Raw genomic sequence first — 26,731 nt, 5'->3', positions numbered from 1 at the left:
AAAATAAAATGAACTTGGAAACCCTGCTGGCTCTGCCGCGCAATCTAAAAAAAACCTTCTTCGTCATTCACGATATCTTAATGATCTTCGTGGCGTTTTGGTTTGCCCAAAGCCTTAAAGTGCAATACTCCGACGAATGGTTGAGTATCGCCAACTGGCTGGCTTTCGGCAGCACCGCGTTGCTGACCATCATCCTTTTCATCCGTATCGGCCTCTACCGCGCCGTTACGCGCTTCGTCAGCGTCCGCGTCCTGACCGCCGCCGCATTCGGCAGCATTATTTCAGCGGTCTTGTTCTGCCTGACTACCCTGATTTTTGAACAAAAACTGCACCTTGCCCTGCCCATCGTTTATTTCTTGGTCTTAGTGGTCGGCGTAACCAGCTCGCGCATGATCCTGCGCGCGATTCTGACCGACCATCACCGCAAACAGATGACCCCCGTCATTATCTACGGTGCAGGCCAATCCGGCCGCCAATTACTGGAAGCCATCAAACAGGTTAACGAATACTCGGCCATCGCCTTTGTCGATGACAACCCGAAAATCCAACGTACCGTCATCTATGACCTTGCCGTCTACAACCCCAACGAAATCCCGATGCTGATCAGCCGCTACGGCGTCCGCAAAATCCTGCTGGCGATTCCAAGTTCTACGCCTGAAGAACGCAAAGACATCATCCGCCGCCTCGAAGCCTACAAATGCGAAGTCCTGACCATTCCGGGCATGAAGGATTTGGTGGACGGCAAAATCAGCGTCAGCTCATTGAAAAAAATCTCCGTGGTCGATTTGCTCGGCCGCGCCCCTGTGGCACCGCGCCCTGAATTGATGAGTGCCGACATCAGCGACAAAGTCGTGATGGTAACCGGCGCAGGCGGCTCTATCGGCTCCGAGCTTTGCCGTCAAATTCTCAACTGCCGTCCGACCAAACTGCTGTTGTTTGAATTGTCCGAATTCGCCCTGTACAGCATAGACAAAGAATTGCGCGAAACCCAAGCCGCGCAAGGTAGCCAAGTCGAAGTCGTACCGCTTTTGGGTTCGGTTCAAAACAAAGAACGCCTCAGCAGTGTCATGAAGGCCTACCAAGTCGATACCGTCTATCATGCCGCAGCCTACAAACACGTCCCTATGGTCGAATTCAACACCATCGAAGGCATTCAAAACAACGTGTTCGGCACCCTCTGCTGCGCGCAGGCTGCCGTAGATGCGGGCGTTTCCACCTTTGTTTTGATTTCCACCGACAAAGCCGTCCGTCCGACCAATACCATGGGTGCCAGCAAACGCATGGCCGAACTCTGCCTGCAAGCGCTTGCCGCCGAGCCGGAACAAAAAACACGCTTCTGCATGGTGCGTTTCGGCAATGTATTGGGTTCGTCCGGCTCCGTTGTCCCGGTATTTGAAAAACAAATCGCCGAAGGCGGCCCGATTACCCTGACCCACCAAGACATTACCCGCTACTTCATGACCATTCCCGAAGCGGCGCAACTGGTTATCCAAGCCGGCGCAATGGGTAAAGGCGGCGACGTATTCGTCCTCGACATGGGCGAATCCGTCAAAATCATCGACCTTGCCCGTCAAATGATTGTCCTCAGCGGCCTCAAAGTCAAAGACGAGCAACACCCGCACGGCGACATCGAAATCAAGATTACCGGCCTGCGCCCGGGTGAGAAACTTTATGAAGAACTGCTCATCGGCGACGAGGTGCAAAAAACCACTCATCCCCGGATTATGACCGCCAGTGAAGTAATGCTTCCATGGACGCAATTATCTGACATACTGTCGGAACTCCAAACCGCTTGTCTCCAAAGCGACCAAAACAGCCTGCGCCAGCTTCTGCTGCGCGCACCGACAGGCTTCGTACCCAAAGACGGCATCTGCGACTTGGTTTGGCAACAAAACAACAAGGCCGTCTGAACATTTTCAGACGGCCCGGACACCATACTGCAAGGACTACTACATGAAAAAAACGCTCTCCCTGCTTACTCTATTTGCACTGGCTGCCTGTAACAGCACGACAGTCATTCCCGGTTCGACCATCAAAACCCGAACCAAAACCATTGTTTACACCGACAACGACACCGCAGCCGATACCAACCTCGACAGCCGCGTTGCCGTTTACCCCATCACGCCTAACCTGATTGAAAAAATGCGTACGCCGCCCGTACTTTCCCAAGCCAACCAAGGCTTGGAGCAAAGCAAGAGCGCTTACCGCTACCGCATCGGCAGCGGCGACGTCCTCAACATCATGGTTTGGGCGCACTCCGACCTCAACTCCCCCATCCAACAAAGCAACCCGCAAACCAACCAAGTCAGCCGCGGCGCCTGGGTGGATGAGGGCGGTTACATCACTTACCCGTTGGCAGGCAAAATTCAAGCCAAAGGCAAAACTTTGGACGAATTGCAAAACATCTTGACCAACCTTTTAAGACGCTACATCAAAAACCCTCAAGTCGCCATCAACGTTACCGAGTTCCGCTCGCAACGCGTTTCCGTTTCCGGCGCCATCAACCAAGCCGGCCAATTGCCGATTACCAATATCCCGATGACCATTTTGGATGCCATCAACCAAGCCGGCGGCGTTACCCAAAGCGCCGACACCCAGCACATCAAATGGACGCACAACGGCGTTGACCGCACCATCTCCCTGCAAAACATGCTGCAATACGGCGATATGTCGCAAAACCACCTCCTCAGCCATGGCGACATCGTTTACGTTCCTAACAGCAGCAACAACAAAATCTACATCATGGGCGAAGTCGGCAAACAAGCGACCCTGCCGATCGGCAACCACGGCCTCAACCTGACCCAAGCGCTCGGCGAAGTGGGCGGCATGAACCAAGCCTATGCGGATGCAACCGGCGTATTCGTAATCCGCCGCGTACCTGAAGATGTGGCCAAACCTATCCACATCTACCAGCTCAACCTGAAAGATGCAACCTCTTACGCGATGGGCAGCGAATTCAAACTGCGTTCCGAAGACACCGTTTACGTTACCTCCGCCCCGGTTACCCGTTGGAACCGCGTAATGTCACAAATTACCAACTCCATCAGCAACATCAACACCCTCGACAATACGTTTAAATAAGCAGTGGTTCCTGCTGTCAGACCCCGTTTGACAGCAGGATACAAAATCACGCACAATCCGACCAAATTACATAAACGGCATATAAAAGCCGTACACACCGCACAAACGGAAAAGCAGTACCTTATAGTCTGACTCACGCTTTTTTCAGACCATAAACCGAAACAATATCATGTACCACAACATACTCATCGTCTGCCTAGGCAACATCTGCCGCTCCCCAACCGCAGAGCGGATTATGCAGAAAAAACTACCCGGCCACCGCATCAGCAGCGCCGGCATAAAAGCACTGGCAGGTAAGGATGCCGATTTCCAAGCCATCAAAACCGCACTCAAACACGGCGTTATCGTTGCAGGCCATACGGCACGCCAACTGACTGCCCAAATGTGCGAACAGGCCGATTTGATTCTCGTCATGGAGCCCTGTCAAATCGATATGGTGGCCGACATCCATCCGCCGGCACGCAGCAAAACCATGCTGTTTGCCCAATGGTTGCCGAAGAAAACCGTACCTGACCCATACAAACAAAGCAGCGAAATGTTTGAAGCCGTTTTCGAACAGCTCAATGCTGCCGCAGACACTTGGAAAACCAAACTAAACGGAAAAACTCAACCGGTATAAAACCGGCATGAACAAGAAAGCAAGCAATGAAAAAAACGACCTACACACCTTATAGCGCAGACAACGACGAAATCGACTTCGGCCAACAGCTCCGCGTCATTTGGATGCACAAATACAAAATCCTCGCCGCCCTGCTTGCAGGCGGCATACTCGGCGCAGCCTTCAGCCTGGCATCCACCCCGCAATACCGCGCCGACGCCATGCTGGAAATCGAAACGCGGCAAAATCAAATCCTGACCGAAATCAACAGCATCTTCAACAACCAAACCACGCCGTCTGAAGCAGAAGTCGAGCTGGTTCAATCACGCCTGGTGTTGGGTAAAACCGTTGACGACCTCCAACTCGACCAAGAAGTCAAAGCCAAATACACGCCCGTTATCGGCAGCCTGATGCACAACATCAGCGGCGACCCCGATCCCAAACTGACCGTTGGCAACTTTACCGTACAAGAAGAATGGTTCAACAAAACCTTCACGCTGACCGTCAAAAACAACAAAGCCTATACCCTCACCCTTCCCGACAAACACGTTGTCGAAGGCAAGGTCGGCGTACCTCTGAAAATCAACAATCAAACCACCCTCAAAATCGATCAAATCCTGGCTAATCCGGGTCAAGAATTTGCGTTGACCAAGTTCTCCCGCATCAGCGCCATCGAAAACATCCAAAACAAACTGGCGGTCATCAGCAAAGGTAAAACCAGCCCCATCATCAACCTTACCTTTACCGGCACCGACCCTAAACGCACCAGCGTCATCCTCAACAGCATTGCCGACAACTACGTTGCGCAAAACCGCGAACGCGACGTCCAAGTCGCATCCAGCGGCTTGGCTTTCATCAGCGAAGAATTGCCGCGCCTGAAAGAAACCTTGCAAGACGCTGAAAACAAACTCAATGCCTACCGCCAACAATCAGGCTCCCTCGACATTCCGCTTGAGTCCAAAGGCGCATTGGAAAGCCTGACCGGCATCGAAACCCAAATTACCCTGCTCAAAACCGAAGAAGCAGGGTTGGCCGAGCTGTACACACCGGAACACCCTTCCTATAAAGCCGTATTGGACAAACTCTCCGTCCTCGAACGCGCCAAAAACAAAATCAACCAACAAATCGCCGAATTGCCCAATACCCAACAAGAAGTCATCCGCCTGACCCGCGACGTAGAAACCAACCAAGCAACCTACGTCCAACTGTTGAGCAAACAACAAGAGCTCAACATCATGAAAGCCAGTGCGCAAGGCAATGTCCGCATCGTCGATTATGCTTACGTCCCTGAAAACCCGGTTGCACCGCGCAAAGCCGTCATCACGCTCCTGAGCGCACTTGCCGCAGGCTCGTTGACCGCTTTGTGGCTGATGATCCGCAACCGCATGAAAAACGGCATCACTTCATCCGAAGAAATCGAAAACCTCAATTTGGAAGTCGTCGCTCTTGTTCCGCATTCCAAAACCCAGCAAAAACGCGACTTCTTCAAAAACAAATTCAAGAAGACCGGCGGCCGTTCCAACTATCTGCTGGCCAGCGAAGACCGTACCGACACGGCCGTCGAAGCCATCCGCGCCCTGCGTACCAATATCTACTTCTCCATGCTGGACGCGCCCAACAACGTCCTCATGATTACCGGCGCCGCGCCTGAGGCAGGTAAATCCTTTATCTCCGCCAACCTCGCCGCTGTAATGGCGCAGTCGGGCAAACGCGTCCTGCTTATCGATACCGATATGCGCAAAGGCTATCTTGACCGACTCTTCGGCCTTACCCCCGAGTTCGGCTTGTCCGACATCCTAAGCGGTAAAGCGGCTCCAGCCAAAGCCGTACAAGAGACCGGCATTGAAAACCTCCACCTCATCAGCAGCGGCAGCTATCCCAGCAATCCATCCGAACTTTTGATGGACAACCGCTTCAACGAGTTGCTCGCCCACGCGCGCCAACGCTACGATTACGTCATCTTGGACACGCCGCCCGTATTGGCCGTGACCGACGCCGTCATCATCGGCCAACATGCCGGCACCGTCCTGATGATCAGCCGTTATGCGCACACCCGTGCACGAGAGCTTGAGGCCAGCGTCGAACGTCTCAAACAAAACCACATCAACATCAAAGGTGTCGTCCTCAACGGCATGAAGCGCGAAGCCAACAACAGCTACGACTACTACGCCTACGATGCCTACCATTCCGGCAACAATAAATCATAAACCGAAGCAGGCCGTCTGAACTTTCAGACGGCCTGAGGCTTGTTAAACGGCACAAAATATTTTTCACAAACGCCGCCCTTGCACCCCAAAGCCGTTTGTTTTAAAGTAAGCCCCGTTCCCATATGGAAGAGAAACATGAAAATTACCGTCATCGGCGCAGGTTCGTGGGGTACAGCTCTCGCGTTGCACTTTGCGCACCACAACAATGAAGTCGCCCTTTGGACACGCAATCCCGACCAAATCCGCACCCTGCAAGCAGATCGTGAAAACAAACGCGGCCTGCCCGGCTTCCCTTTCCCTGAGTCCCTGACCGTTCACGCCGATTTGGGCGAAGCGCTGAAAGACAGCCAACTTGCCCTGATCGTTACCTCCGTAGCCGGCCTCAGAAGCAGCGCCGAGCTGCTCAAACAGCATAACGCCGCCGATATTCCCGTTCTCGCCGCCTGCAAAGGTTTTGAACAAGATACCGGCCTTTTGACTTTCCAAGTACTGAAAGAAGTCCTGCCTAACAATAAAAAAATCGGCGTTCTCTCAGGCCCGAGCTTTGCCCAAGAACTGGCCGCCCAACTGCCTTGCGCCGTCGTTCTCGCCTCCGAAAACAAAGAATGGGTGGAAGAAACCACCGCCCAACTGAACACCAACGTAATGCGCCTGTACGGCAGCACCGACGTCATCGGCGTTGCCGTGGGCGGTGCCGTTAAAAACGTCATGGCGATTGCCACCGGCCTTTCAGACGGCCTCGAATACGGCCTTAATGCACGCGCAGCCCTAGTAACGCGCGGCCTTGCCGAAATCACCCGCCTTGCCATCGCCATGGGCGCGCAACCCAAAACTATGATGGGTTTGGCCGGCATCGGCGACCTTATCCTGACCTGTACCGGCGCACTCTCGCGCAACCGCCGTGTCGGCCTCGGCCTTGCAGAAGGCAAAGAATTGCATCAAGTACTTGTCGAAATCGGCCACGTTTCCGAAGGCGTCAGCACCATCGAAGAAGTCTTCAATACTGCCGCCAAATACCAAATCGATATGCCCATCACCCAAACCCTGCTGCAACTCATCCGCAAAGAAATGACCCCGCAGCAAGTCGTTGAACGACTGATGGAACGAAGCGCGCGCTTCGAATAAACGGTCGCGCCGTCTGTCATTCAGACGGCCTGACGCACAATATGACGGCCATCAGGCCGTCTGAAGGGAAACACATGAACCAATCACTGAACAATCTGGAAATCAACGTTTACCAACTTGTCCAAAAATTTGAAACGCTGGTTTCAGAAAACCGCCGTCTCAACGAAGAAATCGACAGACTCAAACTCGAGCAAGAGCAACAAAAACGCCAACACGACGCAGCCATTGACGAACTCAGCGAAGCCTTGCTGGTTCAAGTCGGCAAACTCAAAGAAGACCTGCAAAGCAAAATTGACAGCCTGACCGTCGAAAAAGAAAACTACCGCAACGCACTGGCCCAAAGCGCAGACCAAATCCGCAGCCTCATTGCCCGACTGCCCCAAGAAACACAACAATAAAAGGACGCCCCGTGAGTATCGAACAAGTCAATCTCGACATCATGAATGTCAACTTCACCATCAACACGCCGAGTGAAGAAAAAGCCACCCTCCTGCAAGCCGTTGAAATGCTCAACAAAAAAAGCGACGCGATTAAAGAAAGCGGCCGCATCGTCGGCACGGACAAAATCGTCGTCATGGCAGCCCTCAACGTCGTACACGACCTTTTGAAAACAACCCTCAACGACGATTTGGCAATCGGTGAATTTGAGCGTAAAATAACCGACATGAGCAACGCGTGCCAAAAAGCACTGGCGCGCTTGGAGCAAAACTAATTTCCCCTTTTCCCTGCGGTGTTCGCGAAGGCATATATTCCTTTGAACCAATACGTTCGCTTTAGGTTGCCGGGAGTTGTAGTGGGCGCGAGCGTCCGTTTGCCGGACGCACCCGAAACTACCCGAGGTGACCGCCTTGTCAGCAAGGTTCAAGCGGATTCAGCCCAAACGGCACTCGTGGGGATTCCCTAAAAAAGCCATACCGAAAGGTGTGGCTTTCCCCTTTCCGAGTAAAGACTTTCGTAAAGATTTCCGGCCGTCTGAAAAAACCGCATATTCATGCATCAAACACGCTCAATTAAGATTGACAAAAACCAATCTCCTCTTTAAAATCCATAACTTTCTATATATATCTGGATTCCAACCATGAAAACCTTCTCTGCAAAACCCCATGAGGTGAAGCGCGAATGGTTCGTCATTGACGCAGAAGACAAAGTTCTGGGTCGTGTCGCAGCCGAAGTCGCACACCGTCTGCGCGGCAAACACAAACCCGAATACACCCCTCACGTTGATACCGGCGACTACATCATCGTCATCAATGCAGACAAACTGCGCGTGACCGGTGCTAAATTCGAAGACAAAAAATACTTCCGTCACTCTGGTTTCCCAGGCGGCATCTACGAGCGCACTTTCCGCGAAATGCAAGAGCAATTCCCTGGCCGCGCTTTGGAACAAGCCGTAAAAGGCATGTTGCCTAAAGGTCCTCTGGGCTACGCCATGATCAAAAAACTGAAAGTGTACGCCGGTGCCGAACATGGCCACGCTGCACAACAACCTAAAGTTTTGGAACTGAAATAATAAGGACACGACATGAACGGTAAATACTACTACGGCACAGGCCGCCGCAAAAGTTCAGTGGCTCGTGTATTCTTGACTAAAGGTACCGGCCAAATCATCGTAAACGGCCGTCCCGTTGACGAATTCTTCGCACGTGAAACCAGCCGCATGGTTGTACGTCAACCTCTGGTTCTGACTGAAAATGCCGAATCTTTCGACATCAAAGTTAACGTGACCGGCGGCGGCGAAACCGGTCAATCCGGCGCTATCCGTCACGGCATCACCCGCGCCCTGATCGACTTCGACGCAGCCCTGAAACCAGCCCTGTCTCAAGCAGGCTTCGTTACTCGCGATGCTCGTGAAGTTGAACGTAAAAAACCAGGTTTGCGCAAAGCACGTCGTGCAAAACAATTCTCCAAACGTTAATACGTTTTCAGAATCGAATCAAAAGCCTTGCTCTGCAAGGCTTTTTTCATTTATAAAACGATAATCCAATATCCCCCGTAATATATGATGAAAACCCTGCTCCACTACGCCAAATCATTGCTTCAGGCTGTGATTATCTTCATCTTCTTATCCCTGATTGTCGACTGGGTACGCAAACCCGACCAACCCTTACAATCAGCAGCACAAACCATCACTTTAACCGATGGGCAAACTACTTCCCTTCAATCCTTCAGCCAAAATCGGGTTGCCGTCGTTTATTTTTGGGGCAGCTGGTGTCGTATTTGTTCATACACATCATCAACCATAGAAAAGCTGCACCAAGACAATATCCCAACACTGGGCGTAGCCTTGCGCTCCGGAAGCAACGCAGACATTGCCCACCATATGCAACAAAACAATCTATCCTTTCCAAACGTCAATGATTCAGACGGCCTGATGGCTCAAAAATGGAACATAGCCGTCACACCAACCATTATCATATTAAAAGATGGAAAAATGATTCATCACACATCCGGACTTTCCAGCTACATCGGCTTAAAAATCAGAATTTACTTAGCAGACATCTTCGGCTAAATTCATTGAAAATCCACCAAAAATAGAAAATCCAAAGAATCATCTCCGCCGAATATATTTACCCTATTCCACTTCATAAATAAATAAACTATCCCTTTCCCAATAACATATGATTTTGTTGAGATTATAAAGAAAATAGACTAAGATATAACCATAAGAACAATTGGAAACATTATTATCAAAACAAACTGTTAGAGACCTTCATCTAATATTGTGGCCGTGATGCTTTTGTTCCCATAGACCCGGTTGCCGACGGCAGCCTTAAAACAGCAATATTCGCCTTTATTAATTTACCTCACGCTTCAACGGTTTGATTTTTGATAACCCCGGAGACTTAGTAATGCCCAACCAATCTAAACATGCATCTATCAATATCGGTCTGATTCAGGCAAGGGAAGCATTGATGACCCAATTCCGCCCTATTCTGAACCAAGCCAATATTACTGACCAGCAATGGCGTATCATCCGGCTCTTAGCGGAAAACGGCACACTCGACTTTCAAGATTTGGCCAATCAGGCCTGCATCCTCCGTCCCAGCCTGACCGGCATTCTGACCCGCTTGGAAAAAGCAGGTTTGGCCGTGCGCCTGAAGCCTTCCAACGACCAACGCCGCGTTTATCTGAAACTGACGCCCGAAGGCGAGAAACTCTATGAGTCCACCGGCGCATTGGTTGACGAGCGCTATGACGCAATTGAAAAAGTCCTTTCCAAAGAAAAAATGGCACAACTCAAAGAACTCTTGGCAGAGCTGGCAAAAATCGAACAGGCATTAAAATAAAGCGAGCCGGATGACAGATTCAACACACACACTCAAGAGATCCTTCCGAGATGCCATGGCCTCCTGTGCCGCCGGTGTACACGTTATCACGACAGACGGTGAAGCAGGGCGCTATGGCATTACCATGACTGCCGTCACTGCCGTTACCGACGAGCCGCCGACGGTCATTCTGTGCATCAACCGCCAATCCGCCATCATCCCCATCCTGCAGGGCAACCGCGATTTGTGTATCAACACGCTCAACGACAGCCAGCAGGATGTTGCCGAACACTTTGCCGGACTGACCGACCTCTCGCCCGAAGAACGCTTCGAATACCATATTTGGCATAGAGGGCAAACCGGACAGCTCGAAGTCGAAGGCGCGCTGGCGCACCTGCACGGCAGTATTGTCGATCAACGCGAAATCGGCACACATTACGTCTTTTTCGTTCAGATCAACGAAATCCGCAATACCGATGCGCAAGCGCCGGCATTGCTGTATTTCCGTAGGCAATTCAAATCTTTGGCATAAATAAAGGTCTCAGGCCGTCTGAAACATCTGTTTCATTTTTTCAGACGGCCTGAGACTTTTTCTGTTTCACACATTATAGGCACACCCATGAAAGCAATGATATTGGCCGCCGGTCGCGGCGAGCGTATGCGCCCTCTGACCGACCACACGCCCAAACCTTTACTCGAAGTAGCAGGTACGCCGCTTATCGGCTGGCACTTACGCCGCCTGCGGCAGGCCGGATTCACTGAAATCGTCATCAACCATGCCTGGCTTGGCCAGCAAATTGAAGACACCTTGAAAGACGGTTCAGCCTACGGCGTACACATTGCCTATTCTCCCGAACGCGCCGGAGGCCTGGAAACTGCCGGAGGCATTGCCACCGCCCTGCCGCTTTTGGGCAACGAGCCGTTTTTGGTCGTCAATGGCGACGTGTTGACCGACATTGATTTCCAAGCTGCACGACTGGCTGCCCAGCGCATACAGGAACACAACCTTCTCGCACATTTGTGGCTGGTGGACAATCCGCCCCATCATCCCGAAGGCGACTTCGGCCTGCTTTCAGACGGCCTGGTATCCGCATCATCCGCAGACGGCCAAGCCCTAACTTTCAGCGGCGTGGGCGTTTATCATCCCGCGCTTTTCAAAGACACTCCGGCACACCAGGCTGCCAAGCTTGCCCCTCTGTTGCGTCAAGCCATGAGCCAAAACCAAATCAGCGGCGAACACCACAACGGCCTTTGGTTGGACGTCGGCACAGTCGAACGCCTGCAAGAAGCCGACCGTATCGCCCAAAGCTGGTAAACAAAAGGGACGTATCCGATACGTCCCTTTTAATATTCAAGGCCGTCTGAAAACATTGATCAAACCATTTTCAGACGGCCTCAATCCATCAATCAAGCTTTGCCAATTTCTTTTCTTTCTTCATCCCCAACAGGCCATTGGCAATCATCACGCACAATCCCGACCAAATCAGTCCGTAGCCGATCAATGCGCCGCCCTGCACCGGCTCGTCCAGCCATACAATCGACACAATAAAAAGCAATACAGGCTCCAAATAGCTCAACATGCCGAACACTGCCACCGGCAGCAATTGATTCGCCTTCAAATTCAAATGCATGGATATTGCACTATTAAAACCCAGCAACACAATAAAAAAGATTAAAACTGGTTTGGCCGCAATCATCGCCGGCGTATCCGTTGCCAGCACAATATACGCCAACGCAAACGGCGTAATCATCATCAAATCAAAGGTCAGCCCTATTAAGGAAGGCACGCCCAGCTTGCGGCGCAGCAGATAATAAAACGGATAAGTACCGAACACCCAGACAGTCGTCCACGAAAACGCGCCCGACCGCACCAATTCACATGCCACGCCTGCACACGCCAAGATTACCGCCACCCTCTGCAAACGGTTCAAACGCTCTTTAAACCAAATCCGTCCACCCAGCATCATCGCCAAAAGAAACAGGAAATAACCCATGGCAATGTTTACTCCTTCCCCATTGACCGGCCCCCAGACAAACAGCCACAACTGGCTGGCAAATATCGGCGTCGGCAATACAATCAGCAGCCATCGTTTCCAATCCCGGCCGACGCCATAAGCAAAACGCATTGCCGCCTGCCAACCGTTGACCATCGTCATCAGCACGCACAAGGCCGACAGCATGGCAACCATGCGCCAGGCAAACACCTCTGTCCCCGTCATCGGCCGCATCCACATACCGTACAAAAACATCATGGAAAACAACAAATTGGACGCTACCGCAGCCAGCAAACCTTTGGATAAATTCGTCATTTCAGACGGCCTTTCATTGCACCGAAGCAGTCTAATGCATCAACCCTGCTTCACAATATCCGACAGCGGCCAGCGCGGCTTGACATTGAATGCACCGACAGCCTGACGCTCGGCAAGACGCATCGCGCCGGCAAAGGCAATCATTGCGCCGTTGTCGGTACAATATGCCATTGGTGGGAAATAAACATTGATTCTTTCTTCCTGCGGCTTGGGTTTGCCTTTTTCAGACGGCATTTTGACGGTCAAGCGCGAAAATTCATCGCGCAGTTTCCAGTTTGCACCCACACCGCCGGCAACCACCAAAGTTCTGAAACCGGTATCCAACAATGCTTTTTTGGCTTTGGCCGCCAACACATCGACTACCGCATCTTGGAAAGCGCGGCAAATGTTGTTGCGCGTCTGCTCGGGAATTTCATCGCTGCCGGTTTCGGCGCGGACTTTTTCGACAGCGGTCAAAACGGCGGTTTTCAAACCGGAAAAGCTCATCTGCAAATCGTGCGAATGCAGCATGGGGCGTGGGAACGTGAAGGCATCAGGCGTGCCGAGTTTGGCCAGCTCGGATAATTTGGCACCGCCGGGATAAGGCAGCCCCAACAGCTTGGCCGTTTTATCGAACGCTTCGCCTGCCGCATCATCCACACTCTCGCCCAGCAAGGTGTAATCGCCGATACCGCGTACAGCCATAAATTGCGTATGTCCGCCCGACACCAGCAAAGCGACAAATGGAAATTCAGGCTTGTCATCTGCCAACAAGGGCGAGAGCAAATGGCCTTCAAGATGGTGGACGGGGATAACGGGCTTGCCGATGGCAAATGCCAAAGCGTTGGCAAAGCCCGAACCGGCCAGCAATGCGCCGCCCAAGCCCGGGCCTTGCGTAAAGGCAACCGCGTCGATGTCGGCATAGCCTACGCCTGCTTCCTTCAAGCAACCTTGCGTCAACGGCACGACACGGCGGATATGGTCGCGGCTGGCCAATTCGGGGACAACGCCGCCGTATTCGGCGTGCATCGCCATTTGTGTGTGCAAATGATGCGCCAACAGGCCGCGCTCGGTGTCGTAGAGCGCAACGCCGGTTTCGTCGCAAGATGATTCAATTCCTAATACCAACATGGTTCGAAGCCGTCTGAAAAAATGATTAAAAACGATTCAGACGGCGTTTTCTCCGAAAACGGAAAAAGGCCGTCTGAAATAAAGTGCTGAATAAGCGGTTTACAAAGTGCCGTAAGAGTGCAGGCCGCTCAAGAACATATTCACGCCGATAAAGGCAAAGGCGGTAATGACCAGGCCGATGACCGCCCACCAAGCCAACACTTTGCCGCGCCAGCCTGCCACCAGCCGCAAATGCAACCAGATCGCGTAATTCAGCCAAACGATGAATGCCCAAGTCTCTTTCGGGTCCCAGCTCCAATAGCGGCCCCACGCATCGGCCGCCCACAATGCGCCGAGGATGGTGGCAATCGTGAAGAACAGGAAACCGACGGCAATCGCTTTGTACATGACTTCTTCAATGACTTGAGATTGCGGCAGCCATGATTTTTTGCCTGCATCTTCTTTTCTGAGTGCCAACAGTTCGGCAATACCCAGCATGGCGGCGATACAGAATGCGCCGTAGCCGATAAAGTTGGCCGGAACGTGGATTTTCATCCACCAAGACTGCAAAGCAGGAATCAGCGGCTGAATGGTATGCGCCTCGCGCGAAACGCTGTACCACAAGACAAATCCGACTACGACCGCCATAAAGCTGAAGACAAATCCGCCCAGTTTTTGTACGGCAAAACGGCCTTCGTAATAGAGGTACATCAGCGCCGTAATGACCAAGAACAAGATGAATACTTCGTAAAGGTTGGAAACCGGAATATGGCCGGCATCGGGACGCAGCAGATAGCTTTCATGCCAGCGTACCAGCAGGCCGACAAAGCCCGCCATCGCGGAAACCCACGCAAACATGCTCCCCATGCCCAAAAGCGTATTGGTCGGCACATTCTTGCGCACCGCCGCTATCGCGCCGACGATATAGGCAAACAAGGCAAAGAATACAAACGCGCATTGCCACATAATCGCCGACTGGCTGCTTAGCAGGTATTTGAGCAGGAAGCCGTCTGCGCGTTTGATGTCGCCGCCATACAAATCAACGGCAAAATACGCCAGGCATACGCCCACAGGGATAAACCAGCGCATCGGTTTGAAAAACCAACCCAGAAAAACGGCAATACCGGCACTCGCCCACAAAATCACCATTTCGTAGATGTCCATGTGCAGACCGACCTGGGTTTGGGCAATAAACGCACCGATGGCAATCAGCAGTGCGAATGCCCAGTCGAAGAGGTTAAGGTTTCGGATAAATGATTTGTGTGTCAGAAGCTCATGCTCGGGCAAGGCCTGATGTTTGTTATTCATGGTTCAAATCCTTGGCAAGCTGCTGCAATTGCCGTGTGTGTTGCGGAAATTCTTTCTGCAAGTCGCGTTCGTTGCGGCTGGAAGACATGGCAAAACGGATACGGCCGTCTGAAAACAGCAGCCAAGCGCGTTTTTCACGAATATAGAACATAAACACCGTACCCAACACCAGCAATACCGAACCCAGATACACCAAGAATGCGCCCGGCGAACGGGTCATCTGCAATCCGGAAGAGCGCACTTCGGAGTAGCCGTCCAATTGCAGCAACATCGGCGCAGGATACTCGGTCAAACCGGTGTACGCGTCCATTGCATGCAGCAGGAATCGGTTGCGCTTTTCGTCTTGCGGCCAAGCCGGCAGGTTGTATGTACTGATCGTGTCTTCCAAAGCGGCGTTCATCACGCCATAGAGCATCTCGTAGAAATAGCCCTGCATTTTTTCCTGCTGCTCTTTCGGAATATTGGTGGTAACAAATTTGTCCAAAGCCAAATAGCCGCCTTTGGCAAAAATCGACAAGGTATTTTCCGCCGCCGCCATAAATTGCTCGCGGATTTCGGCGGGTGCGCCTTTGACGGCGTTGGCAACGGTTTTACGGCGAGCCGCATCGTCTTTCAAATATTGGCGCAAAGCCATAAAGGTATCGATTTTACCGTTTTTATCCATCGGAATGCGCAACCAGCGGTATTGCTGCGCCAAGCCGCTGCGCGTGCCGGTAATGAAGAAATAGTCTTCATCTTGTTTCAGCGGCAACATATAGTTTTTATATTCGACCGCCTGCCCCGCTTTGTCGCGGATACGGTAAACGATAGACGGGCCGATATTGGTGTATTTTTTGTCTTCCTGACGGACGGAGCGTACATCATTAAGGGCGGATTTCAGGTTTTGCTCTTTTTCAGACGGCTCGCTCATGTCTTCGACGTTCATCGAAGTAAACTGGTCGAATTCCAGTTTATAAGAGGTCTTGCCCAAATCCAGCGGAAACTCGCGCATGGAAGTCGCTTTGAGTTTGACCGGCGTACGGTCTGCATCGGCCAGGTTCCACGCTTTAAACGTCAAGTCCGAGCCGCCGTCGGCAAAACTTGCCTGATAAACCGTAATACCGTGCAGCGTCAAAGGATGGTTGACGCGGATGGTGTGTTCGCTGACTTTGCCGGTTGCCTTGTCCGTGACTTCCAAGTCGCTGGCGAAATCGCGCGGCATACCGGTATCGTAAAAGTCGATATGGAATTTCTTCAATTTGACGGAAAACGGCAAGTCTTGCACGAGCATGCCGTTATCCGCATTCAGAAATACCACGTCCGCGCTCTGCCCTTCCGAAATATTGACATTGCCCCTAAACGACAAATTGGACGCCCCCAACACGCTTTCGGGCTTAAAGTCTTTGGCGTAAACCGCCGTATTGTCCGGCACGACCCGGCCGGTGAGCATGCCGATTTTAAGCAGGATGTTGCTGTCTATCAAACCGCCCAAACAAATCACAATCAGCGCGGCATGGGCAAAGATATAGCCCCATTTGTTCATCGCGCCTTTTTTCGCCGCCACCAAAACCGAACCGTCTTCACGCGTAACGGTTTTACAGCCGTAGCCCTGCACTTCCAAATAACGTTGCGCAACTTCGGGCGTTACCTGTCCGTCTAAAACGATGGAATGGCGCATTGCCGCCAGTGATTTTTCCTTCGCGTTTTCACGGAAGGAACGAATCTCGCGCAAAAACGGCGGAACATTGCGAATCAGGCACAATCCGGTGGAAATCACCAAAAACATCATGATGACAACGAACCACGCCGAGGCGTACACGTCGTACAGGCCCAAAAAGCCGAAAATCTGCGACCAAAACGGGCCGAATTTCACCAAATAATCGACTTGTGGCTGGTTTTGCTGCAAGACCGTACCGATAATCGAAGCTACGCCCAACAGGCTGAGCAGGGCGACGGCAAAACGCATGGAGCTGAAAAAGGCAAACCATGGTCTACGGATGAGTGGGACGGATGATGAAGATTTACTCATGTTTCAACTGTCGGCTTTGAACAACCCAATAAATCGGGCTGCGATGGACGTTATGATGCGAAAGGAAGAATACTGCATATTGTAGTAAAAATCTTGCTGTCGCTATTTGAAAAAACCAATCAGGCTTATCGGCATATATTGGCTAAGGCCGTCTGAAGAGTTTTCAGACGGCCTGTATCAATAAGCTCGTTTCAAAACGAAATTAGTGCAAACCTTGAATGAAGTTGGCTACTGCGTTCAACTCTTCTTCGCTCAGGCGGTTGGCAATATCCGCCATGATGGCGTTTTTGCGTTGGCCGGATTGGTAAGCTTTCATTTGCTCGACAACGTAAGCTTTGTGTTGGCCGCCCAGACGAGGATAGGCTTGGATTTCAGTACCGCCGCCAGGGATACCTGCGCCGCTAGGACCGTGGCAAGACATACATGCCGGCAGTTTTTTAGCGCTCAGGCCGCCACGATAGATTTTCGCGCCCAGCTCTGGGTTTTCTTTAGGATTGGCTTCGCCCGGTTTGCCTTGTTGTTTGGCATAGTAGGCGGCAGCGTCGCGGATGTCTTGTTCGGACAAGTTCATCACCATCGGTTTCATCACGCCGGCAGCACCATGCGAACGGGTACCGTCTTTGATGGCCATGGTTTGGCCGTAGACGTAGGCCGCAGCCTGACCTGCCAGTTTAGGATAAGTTGCGATACCGCTGTTACCATCGGCTGCGTGACACGCCGCACAGATAGTAGTCGCTACCTGTTTGCCTTTTTCAGCATCTGCTTTAGGGGCAGCGGAAACCGCACCGGCAGCCAATACCAAGGCCAATAAAGTCAATCGTTTCATGGAGTGCTCCTGATTACAGCATTGCGTACCGCGTCAATGCCTTTTTTATACTCAAATACCGGGGAATTTTCCCGATTAAAACCGATAATTCTATAAACGTGCTATTCTATACCAAGTTTACATTAAATTACTACTCAAATTACCAAACTGCTGCAACATAAATGCCCGATACAAATTATGATGTTGCAGTTTTGTTTCCATGTAAGGAAATACTGATGAACCTTTTTCAAAACGCCAAATTCTTTACAACGGTCAACCATCTGAAAGACCTGCCCGACACGCCGGCCGAGATTGCCTTTGTCGGCCGAAGCAATGCCGGCAAATCCAGCGCCATCAACACGTTAACCAATCATGTGCGCCTTGCCTACGTTTCCAAAACACCGGGCCGCACCCAACACATCAATTTCTTTGAGCTGGAAAACGGCAATTTCATGGTTGACTTGCCCGGCTACGGCTACGCGCAGGTACCGGAGGCCATCCGTGCGCACTGGGTCAAACTCTTGGGCGACTACCTGCAACAACGCCGCCAGCTGATCGGCCTGATTCTGATTATGGACTCGCGCCATCCGCTCAAGGCCTTAGACATTCAAATGCTGGACTTTTTCCACATTACCGGCCGTCCTGTGCATATCCTGCTGTCAAAAGCAGACAAGCTGTCTAAAAACGACCAGATTAAAACTTTGGCGGCGGTAAAAAAATCACTCAAACCCTACACCGATCGCCAAAAAATCAGCGTTCAACTGTTTTCCAGCCTGAAAAAACAAGGCATGGACGAAGTCAATCAAGTGGTCGGCTCATGGTTTGATGCACATCGCGAAGAAATCGAGAATCTTGCAGGCGAAACATCGCCTGAGTGATTGTAAAACAAGGCGGAATGAGATGAATTGACCAACCGCAAATCTTCTTCCGTCATTTGTTTTTCTATAATGCCGTTTCCCATCTCACTTCCAAAGGGTATGTATGCACATGCCTTTTTTATTGCGTTTTTTTATTTTCTTATCGCAAACTCAAAACAACAACGTATCAGTAAAAATTCTTAAAAAGCATGGTTTTATTCGACTAAACCTTTTTCAGACGGCCTTTGCCTCATCTTCGCCATCTACCCAACCAGCTTCTTTCAACTTCCGCTGTTGCGCATCATATCGGGATTTTTCCGCCCAATACATTGTCTGAATACAGGCATCGCCGCACTCGCTGCCGCAACATTCCCACGACTCGGGGCGGACAGGTTCGTCTAAAATCGGCTCGCCCAAGATGGCTTCGGCCTTATTCTTCAGGGTCGTATCCATCGGCGATTTCCAAGCGCGCACCGTCAAACTCAATCACTTCGCCGCCACGGATTTTGGCGGTTTTACGGGTTTCGGTTTCGCCGTTGCGCAACACCAGCCCTTCGGCGATAAACGCTTTTGCCTGTCCGCCGCTTTCGGCAAGGCCGGCCAATTTCAATAAGTCGCACAACGCGATGTATTCGTTGTCTTCAAGATAGACAGTGGCTTCCATAATTCAATCCTTTTCAATAATGGCGATATTTTAACATGGCCGTCTGAAAGAAAGCCCCCTTCTGTTTTATTTGCTTTATCCAACCCCATTACATTTGGTTTTCAGACGGCCTTTAGCTGCCAACCCTGCTACAATACGCCTTTTATTGTTCACGCCGATTTTGCCATGACCGAGCCGACCTATATCCCCCTGCGCCTGCATACCGAGTTTTCGATTACCGACGGTATGGTGCGGATTAAAAAACTGATCGCCAAAGCGCAGGAATACGGTTTGCCTGCTTTGGGCATCAGCGATTTGATGAACGAATTCGGCTTGGTGAAATTCTATAAAGCCTGCCGCGGTGCAGGGATTAAGCCCATCGGTGCGGCGGACGTGTGGATAGGCAATCCGAATGCGCCCGACAAGCCGTTCCGCGCTATGCTGATTATCCGCAACGATGCGGGCTATCTGCGCCTGAGCGAGCTTTTGACGGCGGCTTATGTCGGCAAAGACCGCAATGTCCATCATGCGGAACTCAATCCCGAATGGCTGGAAAACGGCGACAACAGCGGCTTGATTTGTTTGAGCGGGGCGCATTACGGCGAAGTGGGCGTGAATCTCTTAAACGGCAATGAAGACGCGGCGCGTGCGGCGGCGTTGAAATATGCGGCGTGGTTTCCCGATGCGTTTTATCTGGAGCTGCAACGCCTGCCCGAACGTCCCGAATGGGAGGCTTGCGTTTCGGGCAGCGTGAAGCTGGCGGAAGAATTGGGTTTGCCGGTGGTGGCGACGCATCCGACGCAGTTTATGAGCCGCGACGATTTCAACGCACACGAGGCGCGGGTGTGCATCGCGGGCGGCTGGGTACTGACAGACAAAAAACGTCCGCGCGATTTCACGCCAAGCCAGTTTTTCATTCCGCCGGAAACGATGCTGGAGCGTTTCGCCGATTTGCCCGAAGCCTTGGAAAACACGGTGGAAATCGCCAAACGCTGTAATCTGCACATCACATTGGGCAAAAACTTCCTGCCGCTCTTCCCTACTCCCGACGGCCTGTCGCTGGATGATTATTTGGTGAAACTGTCCAACAAAGGTTTGCAGGAACGCATGGTTCAGCTTTATCCCGACGAGGCGGAGCGTGCGGAGAAAATGCCGGAATATCAGGAACGTTTGGATTTTGAGCTGAACATCATCATCCAGATGAAATTCCCCGGCTATTTCCTTATCGTACAAGACTTTATCAACTGGGCGAAAACGCACGGCTGTCCGGTCGGGCCGGGACGCGGTTCGGGCGCAGGCTCGCTGGTGGCGTATTCGCTGAAGATTACCGACCTCGACCCGCTCAAATACGCGCTGCTGTTCGAGCGTTTCTTGAACCCCGAACGCGTTTCCATGCCCGACTTTGACATCGACTTCTGTCAGGCAAACCGCGGCCGCGTGATTGAATATGTGCGCGAGAAATACGGCGCGGATGCAGTAAGCCAGATTGTAACTTTCGGCACGATGTCGTCCAAAGCGGTCATCCGCGACGTGGGGCGCGTGCTGGAACTGCCGTTTATGCTGTGCGACAAACTGTCCAAACTGATTCCATTGGAAGCCAACAAACCCCTGAGTTTGGAAAAAGCCATGGAGGCCGAGCCGCAGATTCAGGAATTGATCGAAGCTGAAGAAGCGGACGAACTGATTACACTGGCGAAAAAGCTGGAAGACCTGACGCGCGGTTTGGGTATGCACGCAGGCGGCGTGTTGATTGCGCCGGGCAAGATTTCCGATTACAGCCCCGTGTATCAGGCGGATGAGTCCGCTTCGCCCGTATCCATGTACGACAAGGGCGATGTGGAAGATGTGGGTCTGGTGAAATTCGACTTTTTGGGTCTGCGCAACCTGACCATTATCGAAATGGCGCAGAACAACATCAAAAACACCACCGGCGATATCGTCGATGTCGGCAAGATTCCGCTTGACGACCAAGCCGCCTACCAAATCTTCCGCGATGCGAACACCACCGCCGTCTTCCAGTTTGAGTCGACCGGCATGAAAAAAATGCTGAAAACGGCGCACACCACCAAGTTTGAAGAACTCATCGCCTTCGTATCGCTCTACCGCCCCGGCCCGATGGACAACATCCCCGACTTTGTTGCGCGTATGAAAGGTCAAGAATTCCAATACATCCATCCGTTGCTCGAAAGCATCCTCGCGCCGACCTATGGGATTATGGTGTATCAGGAACAAGTGATGCAGGCGGCGCAGATTATCGGCGGCTACTCGCTCGGTGGCGCGGACTTACTGCGCCGCGCAATGGGTAAGAAAAAGCCCGAAGAGATGGTGAAACACCGCGAAATCTTCGCCGAAGGCGCGGCAAAACAAGGTATTTCGCGCGAAAAATCCGACGAAATTTTCAACTACATGGAAAAATTCGCCGGCTACGGTTTCAACAAATCCCACGCCGCCGCCTACGCCCTGATTTCCTACCAGACCGCATGGCTCAAAGCTCATTACCCCGCTGAATTTATGGCGGCAACCATGTCGTCTGAATTGGACAATACCGACCAGCTCAAGCATTTCTACGACGACTGCCGCGCCAACGGCATCGAGTTCCTGCCGCCCGACATCAACGAATCCGACTACCGCTTCACGCCGTATCCGAACATGAAAATCCGCTACGCACTCGGCGCGATTAAAGGCACGGGCGAAGCCGCCGTCGAATCCATCATCGCCGCGCGGCAAAGCGGCGGCAAGTTTACCGGCCTGTTGGACTTCTGCGAGCGCGTCGGCAAAGAACACATGAACCGCCGCACCCTCGAAGCCCTGATACGCGGCGGCGCGTTCGACAGCATCGAACCCAACCGCGCCATGCTCTTGGCAAACATCGACCTCGCCATGAACAATGCCGACCAAAAAGCCGCCAACGCCAATCAGGGCGGTCTTTTCGACATGATGGAAGATGCCATCGAACCGGTGCAGCTCATCGACGCGCCCATGTGGAGCGAATCGGAAAAACTCACCGAAGAAAAAACCGTCATCGGCTTTTATCTGTCCGGCCACCCGTTCGGCCCGTATGCCCAAGAAGTCCGCCAAATCGCCCCGACCAAATTAGGCCGTCTGAAACCGCAAGACAGCGTGCGCCTCGCTGGATTCGTTACTGCCGTGCGCACCATGATGGGCAAGCGCGGCAAAATCGCCTTTGTCAGCCTCGAAGATTTGAGCGGGCAGATTGAAATCATGGTCAGCGGCCAGACGCTGGAAAACTGCGCCGACTACCTCAAATCCGACCAAGTGCTGATTATCGAATCCAAAGTCAGCCGCGACGACTACGGCGGCGGCGACGGACTACGCATCATGGCCAACCAAGTCATGACCCTGCAAATGGCGCGCGAACGTTACGCCCGCAGCCTCAGCCTCGCCCTCGCCCCCGGCCACGACATCGAACGCCTCGCCGCCATCCTCACCGCCCACCGCCTGCCCGATACGGCGCACATCCCGCTGCAACTGTCGTACAGCAACGGCAAAGCATCAGGCAAATTGAAAATTGCGCCAAAATGGATGGTAACGCCAAGCACCGCCTTGTTTGAAGAACTGGAAACATTGCTCGGCAGCAGGGCAGTCCGCGTGAATTGGTAACACTAAAGGCCGTCTGAAATCATGCGTTCAGACGGCCTTTTTCAATTTCATTACAAAAGCTATTTTCCTTTATGATTTTTCTAGAATGAAAGTATTGCCATAAAATAAATACCCTGTAGTTTTAACAAATTCTATCCGGCGTATTCATTCCTAAATCAAAATATTGTGCCCAAACATAAGGCTATACCATCACTGCAATAAATGTTGCAAGCACCAATATACAAAAAATCTGTCGTCGTTTGGTTTTTTGTGTAGAAATCACGACATAGCCTAGTTTTCCCGACGCGGTACTTTCAACCCCATACTCTTCACGACACCGTTCTGATCGGTTTCTTTAACCGTCAATGAAAACCCGTCAACGACAATGCGGTCGCCCTCGACGGGCTGCGCGCTGCCTCCTCTGGATTGAAACCATTCGAGCAGGCTCATACCGGCTTCGCCGTCTTCCAGCTTCAACCCGTACGCCGCTGCCAAATCGCCGGTATTGACATACGGGTCGACGGCAAATTCGCCGAAGAAATCAAAATTTTCGCGCACATTCTGCCCGGTTTCACTGAAGTATTTCGCCATTTTGTCCACTTGGCTGTCAGGCAGGATATACCAAGCCGTATCGCCTTCCCTCAAAACCGTATCATTCTGCATTTCGATTTTCCGCCCGTCACGTATCAGCGCGAAACAGCGCAAGTCAAACGATTCCGAAATGGGGGCAACGGCATCGGGATGCTTGCCTTCCGCCTCAGATTCCTTCGTTACCTTGAAAGAAAACAAAGCCACAGCTTCGCGTTCCGACAGCCAAATGTCGTGCATTCCTTCCGGCTCGGGTTTGGGCGGCATGGCGACCTTGAGCAGACGCGCCATGACGGGTATCGTCGTTCCTTGAATCAGCAGGGAAAGTACGACGACGGCAAAGGCGACATTGAACAACAGTTCAGAATTCGGCACGCCCATGACCAAAGGCATCATCGCCAAAGAAATCGGTACTGCGCCGCGCAACCCGAGCCAACTGATGTAGGCTTTTTCACGCACACTGTATCCGAATTTCCACAAGCCGCTGAAAACGGCAAGCGGACGGGCGACTAGCATGAGGAATACGGCGATAACCAAGGCATCGACGCTTTTTTCCCAAACGCTGCTGGGCGTTACCAACAAACCCAGTACGACGAACAAAGTCGCCTGCGCCAGCCACGCCAGGCCGTCCATCACGCGCCAAACGTGTTCGGTTGCGCGGGTATGCTGGTTGCCGACGATAATCCCTGCCAGATAAACCGCCAAGAAGCCGCTGCCGCCTATGGTATTGGTAAATGCGAATACCCACAGGCCGCCTGACACAATCATCAGCGCGTACAATCCTTCCGCAAGGTTCAGACGACGTACGAGTTTCGCCAACACCATTCCGCCCGCCCACCCCATCAGCAGGCCAAAGCCAATTTGGAGCAGCAGCATCCATAAAAACGCCAACACACCTGATTGTTCGGGGTTGGTAATCATGGTAATCAGGGCGGTAACTAAAAAAATCGCCATCGGATCGTTCGCACCGGATTCGATTTCCAAAGTCGCCTGTACCCTGTCATTTAGGCGCACGCCGCTGTGGCGCAGCAGACTGAACACGGCCCCCGCATCGGTTGAGCCGACAATCGCCGCCATCAGTACACCGAATTTCCAATCCAAACCCAAATAAAATGTGGCGAACAATCCCAAAGGCAACACGGTGGCAAACACGCCCCATGTCGCCAATACCGCAGAAGGCTTCAATGCAATTCGGAAACTTGAAAGCTGGGTCCGCAACCCGCCGTCAAGCAAAATGACGGCTAACGCAAGCTGACTGATGACGTTGGCCAAAACGAAATTGTCAAAATCGATGCGCCCGATACCGTCCTCACCCGCCAACATTCCAACCGCCAGAAACACCAACAAAAGCGGCATCCCCAGCCTTGCCGACAAAGTGGTCGAAACCACGCTTAAAAACAATAACGCCCCGCCGAGCAAAAACAGATTGTTCATCCAGTCCACGTTGCAAAAGTCCTACCGTTAATAAAAACGAGGCGAAATTGTATCATAAAATCAATAAGATTTACTGAAGGCCTACCCATTATACAGAAATAAAAAAACCGTCTGAAAGACGGCTTCGTTCATACAACAAACCGCTTTACCCAAACGGCTTTTTCTGCCAATAAAACTTACCCCTTCTCAGACGGCCTTATTGAATAGAGCAATTATCTGAAAAGTTTACTGCAAAAAGCCTTTGACTAATAAGGAAAGATAGCCCACAACAAAGGGGAACGACAATGCCGAAACAATGCCAAGCACCCAGTAAATACATTGGTTCAGTACAGTTTTTGAGGCGGTAAGCCGCAACAGTTTGAAATACAGAGAGAACCAAGTGGATGATAAGACAATAATCAGCAAAAAGCTGACTAGGGAGAAGGAACCGGAGAAAGCGTATCCCAGCATTGTCCCTATCGCGGCATAAAGCATGCCTGCGCCTAGCGCCCATTTCCAGATGGGATAAAGCCTACCGGGGAAATTCAGTGTTCCGGAGGCTTGGAGCCTGCCGAATACCAATACAAATATGATGTCAAACATGATAATGGCTGTTTTAGTGTAGGGTACGACAATATATATGAAAAGGGGGTGAAAATACACCCCCTTTCCCTACAGATGCCCCATATCAGAGGCCGTCTGAAAAACAGTTTTATTTAACGATTTCAACCGGACCGTGGTCGTCGCAGTGGTCGCCGTGTTGGTGATGCAGGCGGCCGTTGACGATGTAGTCGACGTGATCACCGTGCGGTACGGCTTCGTGGCCGCAACCTTCGCCGTGAACGTGGCCGTGGCAGGTGTCAACCGGATGGCAGCCGTCAGGGTTGGTTTCATTGACGCTCAGGGCGTGCTCGTCGTAGTGGCCGTTGTGTTCATGGTGCAGGTGGCCGTCGTGCAGATAATCGACGTGGTCTTCGTGTTTGATGGCAGTGTGGCCGCAGTTTGCGCCGTGAACGTGGTCATGATGTTCGTGGGTTTTACAGGTCATTTTTTCTCTCCTAATGTTCAGTGAATAGCAATCTTTCGCGATTGATTATTCCATCTTATCTTTTTTTGATGCAACCGTAAAAAATTTTACAGTTATTAATATATTGTTACGATATATCATCTATTGATATATCAGCCTATTTTGTTTTTCAGACGGCCTTTTATTTATCATTCATTTATTTTCAGCGGGTAATTTAACCCTTTCCGCCTATGTTGAATATCGAATTTTTCAGCCGTAACGGGTAATATTGAAACCAAGGGATGAATCCTTCAAACAAACAGGTACTGCAATGGGAAAACAAGCCAGACTTTATATGGTTCGCAGCACGCAAGGTGCGCTTTATGATGTATTTTTTGAACGCGGTGTGGCGGCGTTGGCCTGGCCTATGCTGGCCGAAGCGGCGGCCAAGGGTTTTGGCCGTGAGGAGCTGACGGATATTTACCGTTCGGCCGTGCCGGATGTGAAGTTGAGAACGGCGCAATCGGGTGTGGCTCAGATGTGGCGGTTTGTCAACGAGTTGGCCGATGGAGATGCCGTACTGACCTACTCGCCTGCCCTGCGCCGTTATCGGGTCGGCAGGATTACGGGCGGCGCGGTGCATTGTCCGCAATGGGACGATGAAAAAATGTCGCTGGTGCGGCCGGTTGAGTGGCTGGGCGAAGTGTGCCGCGACGATTTGAGCGCGGCGGCGCAACGGGCTTTGGGCAGCGTGGCGACTTTGTTTGCGGTATCGGAAGCGTGTGCGGCAGAAATTTTTGAACGCGTGGGTTTTCAGACGGCCTAAGA

At 51.9% G+C, this 26,731-nt stretch carries 26 protein-coding genes and 1 other RNA gene; 17 read left to right on the top strand and 10 right to left on the bottom strand.

From position 1 onward, the window contains the following. Positions 1-8: 8 nt before the first annotated feature. The 14 genes from ACTHUG_RS07125 (at position 9) to murU (ending at position 11,592) form a co-directional block, all read left to right on the top strand. Positions 9-1,910 (top strand): nucleoside-diphosphate sugar epimerase/dehydratase, encoded by a 1,902-nt coding sequence (locus tag ACTHUG_RS07125; RefSeq protein WP_311476665.1) that lies wholly within the window; start codon positions 9-11, stop codon positions 1,908-1,910. Between the two features lie 43 nt (positions 1,911-1,953). Then, positions 1,954-3,081, top strand: a complete 1,128-nt coding sequence (locus ACTHUG_RS07120; RefSeq protein WP_440386479.1) for a polysaccharide export protein — start codon at positions 1,954-1,956, stop codon at positions 3,079-3,081. Positions 3,082-3,250: 169 nt separating this feature from the next. Further along, on the top strand, positions 3,251-3,700 hold the full coding sequence (locus tag ACTHUG_RS07115; protein ID WP_004520878.1) for a low molecular weight protein-tyrosine-phosphatase: 450 nt from the start codon (positions 3,251-3,253) through the stop codon (positions 3,698-3,700). A 26-nt stretch (positions 3,701-3,726) separates the two neighbouring features. Further along, on the top strand, positions 3,727-5,886 hold the full coding sequence (locus tag ACTHUG_RS07110) for a polysaccharide biosynthesis tyrosine autokinase (RefSeq protein WP_440386478.1): 2,160 nt from the start codon (positions 3,727-3,729) through the stop codon (positions 5,884-5,886). A 135-nt stretch (positions 5,887-6,021) separates the two neighbouring features. Next, positions 6,022-7,011, top strand: a complete 990-nt coding sequence (locus ACTHUG_RS07105; protein ID WP_440377337.1) for an NAD(P)H-dependent glycerol-3-phosphate dehydrogenase — start codon at positions 6,022-6,024, stop codon at positions 7,009-7,011. 74 nt (positions 7,012-7,085) lie between these two features. Continuing rightward, positions 7,086-7,409 (top strand): hypothetical protein, encoded by a 324-nt coding sequence (locus ACTHUG_RS07100; protein ID WP_036492772.1) that lies wholly within the window; start codon positions 7,086-7,088, stop codon positions 7,407-7,409. 11 nt (positions 7,410-7,420) lie between these two features. Beyond that, positions 7,421-7,723, top strand: a complete 303-nt coding sequence (locus tag ACTHUG_RS07095; RefSeq protein ID WP_315611552.1) for a cell division protein ZapA — start codon at positions 7,421-7,423, stop codon at positions 7,721-7,723. Positions 7,724-7,730: 7 nt separating this feature from the next. Then, positions 7,731-7,911: non-coding RNA, 6S RNA (gene ssrS / locus ACTHUG_RS07090), on the top strand. 178 nt (positions 7,912-8,089) lie between these two features. Further along, entirely contained in the window at positions 8,090-8,521 is a 432-nt protein-coding gene (gene rplM / locus ACTHUG_RS07085; protein ID WP_003684605.1) for a 50S ribosomal protein L13, read from the top strand. A 12-nt stretch (positions 8,522-8,533) separates the two neighbouring features. Continuing rightward, positions 8,534-8,926, top strand: coding sequence for a 30S ribosomal protein S9 (gene rpsI / locus ACTHUG_RS07080; protein WP_003681515.1), 393 nt, complete (start codon positions 8,534-8,536; stop codon positions 8,924-8,926). Positions 8,927-9,010: 84 nt separating this feature from the next. After that, positions 9,011-9,520 (top strand): protein disulfide oxidoreductase, encoded by a 510-nt coding sequence (locus tag ACTHUG_RS07075; RefSeq protein WP_440418731.1) that lies wholly within the window; start codon positions 9,011-9,013, stop codon positions 9,518-9,520. 340 nt (positions 9,521-9,860) lie between these two features. Further along, complete coding sequence (gene hpaR / locus ACTHUG_RS07070; RefSeq protein ID WP_003681518.1) at positions 9,861-10,298, top strand: homoprotocatechuate degradation operon regulator HpaR; 438 nt, start codon at positions 9,861-9,863, stop codon at positions 10,296-10,298. A 10-nt stretch (positions 10,299-10,308) separates the two neighbouring features. Beyond that, entirely contained in the window at positions 10,309-10,809 is a 501-nt protein-coding gene (gene hpaC, locus ACTHUG_RS07065) for a 4-hydroxyphenylacetate 3-monooxygenase, reductase component (protein ID WP_440386476.1), read from the top strand. A gap of 87 nt (positions 10,810-10,896) precedes the next feature. Then, positions 10,897-11,592 carry an N-acetylmuramate alpha-1-phosphate uridylyltransferase MurU gene (gene murU / locus ACTHUG_RS07060; RefSeq protein WP_440386475.1) on the top strand — a complete coding sequence of 232 codons (696 nt, stop codon included), beginning with the start codon at positions 10,897-10,899 and terminating at the stop codon, positions 11,590-11,592. A gap of 88 nt (positions 11,593-11,680) precedes the next feature. On the opposite strand, the gene rarD is transcribed toward murU, so the two are convergent. The 5 genes from rarD to ACTHUG_RS07035 all read right to left on the bottom strand — a co-directional run bounded on the left by rarD (position 11,681) and on the right by ACTHUG_RS07035 (position 17,817). After that, complete coding sequence (rarD, locus tag ACTHUG_RS07055) at positions 11,681-12,586, bottom strand: EamA family transporter RarD (RefSeq protein WP_440386474.1); 906 nt, start codon at positions 12,584-12,586, stop codon at positions 11,681-11,683. Between the two features lie 39 nt (positions 12,587-12,625). Next, positions 12,626-13,696, bottom strand: a complete 1,071-nt coding sequence (gene tsaD, locus ACTHUG_RS07050) for a tRNA (adenosine(37)-N6)-threonylcarbamoyltransferase complex transferase subunit TsaD (RefSeq protein ID WP_440386473.1) — start codon at positions 13,694-13,696, stop codon at positions 12,626-12,628. Positions 13,697-13,795: 99 nt separating this feature from the next. Continuing rightward, on the bottom strand, positions 13,796-14,983 hold the full coding sequence (gene ccsB / locus ACTHUG_RS07045) for a c-type cytochrome biogenesis protein CcsB (RefSeq protein WP_440386472.1): 1,188 nt from the start codon (positions 14,981-14,983) through the stop codon (positions 13,796-13,798). After that, positions 14,976-16,928: a cytochrome c biogenesis protein ResB gene (locus ACTHUG_RS07040; RefSeq protein WP_440386548.1), complete on the bottom strand. Its 1,953-nt coding sequence runs from the start codon at positions 16,926-16,928 to the stop codon at positions 14,976-14,978. Before ACTHUG_RS07040 ends, ccsB begins: the two co-directional genes overlap by 8 nt. A gap of 265 nt (positions 16,929-17,193) precedes the next feature. Next, the gene (locus ACTHUG_RS07035) at positions 17,194-17,817 is read right to left on the bottom strand and encodes a c-type cytochrome (RefSeq protein ID WP_036492747.1); all 624 of its coding nucleotides are present in this window, start codon (positions 17,815-17,817) and stop codon (positions 17,194-17,196) included. A 215-nt stretch (positions 17,818-18,032) separates the two neighbouring features. Here ACTHUG_RS07035 and yihA point away from each other — a divergent pair, with 215 nt between their 5' ends. Continuing rightward, positions 18,033-18,674, top strand: coding sequence for a ribosome biogenesis GTP-binding protein YihA/YsxC (gene yihA, locus ACTHUG_RS07030; protein WP_036492739.1), 642 nt, complete (start codon positions 18,033-18,035; stop codon positions 18,672-18,674). 213 nt (positions 18,675-18,887) lie between these two features. On the opposite strand, the gene ACTHUG_RS07025 is transcribed toward yihA, so the two are convergent. After that, entirely contained in the window at positions 18,888-19,106 is a 219-nt protein-coding gene (locus ACTHUG_RS07025; RefSeq protein ID WP_440386471.1) for a hypothetical protein, read from the bottom strand. Continuing rightward, complete coding sequence (locus ACTHUG_RS07020; protein ID WP_002221492.1) at positions 19,084-19,317, bottom strand: RNA-binding S4 domain-containing protein; 234 nt, start codon at positions 19,315-19,317, stop codon at positions 19,084-19,086. Before ACTHUG_RS07020 ends, ACTHUG_RS07025 begins: the two co-directional genes overlap by 23 nt. A gap of 165 nt (positions 19,318-19,482) precedes the next feature. Between ACTHUG_RS07020 and dnaE the strand changes: the two genes are divergently transcribed. After that, positions 19,483-22,917 carry a DNA polymerase III subunit alpha gene (gene dnaE, locus ACTHUG_RS07015; protein ID WP_440386470.1) on the top strand — a complete coding sequence of 1,145 codons (3,435 nt, stop codon included), beginning with the start codon at positions 19,483-19,485 and terminating at the stop codon, positions 22,915-22,917. Between the two features lie 270 nt (positions 22,918-23,187). On the opposite strand, the gene ACTHUG_RS07010 is transcribed toward dnaE, so the two are convergent. From ACTHUG_RS07010 to ACTHUG_RS07000, 3 genes are all read right to left on the bottom strand, one after another. Then, positions 23,188-24,918 (bottom strand): potassium/proton antiporter, encoded by a 1,731-nt coding sequence (locus ACTHUG_RS07010; RefSeq protein WP_440386469.1) that lies wholly within the window; start codon positions 24,916-24,918, stop codon positions 23,188-23,190. 225 nt (positions 24,919-25,143) lie between these two features. Further along, positions 25,144-25,500 carry a hypothetical protein gene (locus ACTHUG_RS07005; RefSeq protein ID WP_440386468.1) on the bottom strand — a complete coding sequence of 119 codons (357 nt, stop codon included), beginning with the start codon at positions 25,498-25,500 and terminating at the stop codon, positions 25,144-25,146. Positions 25,501-25,609: 109 nt separating this feature from the next. Continuing rightward, the gene (locus ACTHUG_RS07000; protein ID WP_063076601.1) at positions 25,610-25,945 is read right to left on the bottom strand and encodes a hypothetical protein; all 336 of its coding nucleotides are present in this window, start codon (positions 25,943-25,945) and stop codon (positions 25,610-25,612) included. Between the two features lie 289 nt (positions 25,946-26,234). On the opposite strand from ACTHUG_RS07000, the gene ACTHUG_RS06995 reads away from it, so the two are divergent. After that, positions 26,235-26,729, top strand: a complete 495-nt coding sequence (locus tag ACTHUG_RS06995) for a restriction endonuclease (protein WP_440386467.1) — start codon at positions 26,235-26,237, stop codon at positions 26,727-26,729. Positions 26,730-26,731 lie beyond the last annotated feature (2 nt).

Source organism: Neisseria sp. P0022.S009 (assembly GCF_051956675.1).
Lineage (GTDB): Bacteria > Pseudomonadota > Gammaproteobacteria > Burkholderiales > Neisseriaceae > Neisseria.
This window is presented reverse-complemented; position numbering and strand designations above follow the sequence as displayed.

What these genes read in the sequence shown, in the direction of transcription:
- tsaD (WP_440386473.1), bottom strand. Translation starts at nt 13,696, where the DNA reads ATGTTGGTATTAGGAATTGAATCATCTTGCGACGAAACCGGCGTTGCG.
- ACTHUG_RS07020 (WP_002221492.1), bottom strand. Translation starts at nt 19,317, where the DNA reads ATGGAAGCCACTGTCTATCTTGAAGACAACGAATACATCGCGTTGTGC.
- hpaR (WP_003681518.1), top strand. Translation starts at nt 9,861, where the DNA reads ATGCCCAACCAATCTAAACATGCATCTATCAATATCGGTCTGATTCAG.
- ACTHUG_RS07115 (WP_004520878.1), top strand. Translation starts at nt 3,251, where the DNA reads ATGTACCACAACATACTCATCGTCTGCCTAGGCAACATCTGCCGCTCC.
- ACTHUG_RS07105 (WP_440377337.1), top strand. Translation starts at nt 6,022, where the DNA reads ATGAAAATTACCGTCATCGGCGCAGGTTCGTGGGGTACAGCTCTCGCG.
- rarD (WP_440386474.1), bottom strand. Translation starts at nt 12,586, where the DNA reads ATGACGAATTTATCCAAAGGTTTGCTGGCTGCGGTAGCGTCCAATTTG.
- yihA (WP_036492739.1), top strand. Translation starts at nt 18,033, where the DNA reads ATGAACCTTTTTCAAAACGCCAAATTCTTTACAACGGTCAACCATCTG.
- ACTHUG_RS07120 (WP_440386479.1), top strand. Translation starts at nt 1,954, where the DNA reads ATGAAAAAAACGCTCTCCCTGCTTACTCTATTTGCACTGGCTGCCTGT.
- ACTHUG_RS07100 (WP_036492772.1), top strand. Translation starts at nt 7,086, where the DNA reads ATGAACCAATCACTGAACAATCTGGAAATCAACGTTTACCAACTTGTC.
- ACTHUG_RS07000 (WP_063076601.1), bottom strand. Translation starts at nt 25,945, where the DNA reads ATGACCTGTAAAACCCACGAACATCATGACCACGTTCACGGCGCAAAC.
- ACTHUG_RS07035 (WP_036492747.1), bottom strand. Translation starts at nt 17,817, where the DNA reads ATGAAACGATTGACTTTATTGGCCTTGGTATTGGCTGCCGGTGCGGTT.
- rplM (WP_003684605.1), top strand. Translation starts at nt 8,090, where the DNA reads ATGAAAACCTTCTCTGCAAAACCCCATGAGGTGAAGCGCGAATGGTTC.
- dnaE (WP_440386470.1), top strand. Translation starts at nt 19,483, where the DNA reads ATGACCGAGCCGACCTATATCCCCCTGCGCCTGCATACCGAGTTTTCG.
- ccsB (WP_440386472.1), bottom strand. Translation starts at nt 14,983, where the DNA reads ATGAATAACAAACATCAGGCCTTGCCCGAGCATGAGCTTCTGACACAC.
- rpsI (WP_003681515.1), top strand. Translation starts at nt 8,534, where the DNA reads ATGAACGGTAAATACTACTACGGCACAGGCCGCCGCAAAAGTTCAGTG.
- ACTHUG_RS07005 (WP_440386468.1), bottom strand. Translation starts at nt 25,500, where the DNA reads ATGTTTGACATCATATTTGTATTGGTATTCGGCAGGCTCCAAGCCTCC.
- ACTHUG_RS07075 (WP_440418731.1), top strand. Translation starts at nt 9,011, where the DNA reads ATGATGAAAACCCTGCTCCACTACGCCAAATCATTGCTTCAGGCTGTG.
- ACTHUG_RS07010 (WP_440386469.1), bottom strand. Translation starts at nt 24,918, where the DNA reads ATGAACAATCTGTTTTTGCTCGGCGGGGCGTTATTGTTTTTAAGCGTG.
- hpaC (WP_440386476.1), top strand. Translation starts at nt 10,309, where the DNA reads ATGACAGATTCAACACACACACTCAAGAGATCCTTCCGAGATGCCATG.
- ACTHUG_RS07110 (WP_440386478.1), top strand. Translation starts at nt 3,727, where the DNA reads ATGAAAAAAACGACCTACACACCTTATAGCGCAGACAACGACGAAATC.
- murU (WP_440386475.1), top strand. Translation starts at nt 10,897, where the DNA reads ATGAAAGCAATGATATTGGCCGCCGGTCGCGGCGAGCGTATGCGCCCT.
- ACTHUG_RS06995 (WP_440386467.1), top strand. Translation starts at nt 26,235, where the DNA reads ATGGGAAAACAAGCCAGACTTTATATGGTTCGCAGCACGCAAGGTGCG.
- ACTHUG_RS07025 (WP_440386471.1), bottom strand. Translation starts at nt 19,106, where the DNA reads ATGGATACGACCCTGAAGAATAAGGCCGAAGCCATCTTGGGCGAGCCG.
- ACTHUG_RS07125 (WP_311476665.1), top strand. Translation starts at nt 9, where the DNA reads ATGAACTTGGAAACCCTGCTGGCTCTGCCGCGCAATCTAAAAAAAACC.
- ACTHUG_RS07040 (WP_440386548.1), bottom strand. Translation starts at nt 16,928, where the DNA reads ATGCGTTTTGCCGTCGCCCTGCTCAGCCTGTTGGGCGTAGCTTCGATT.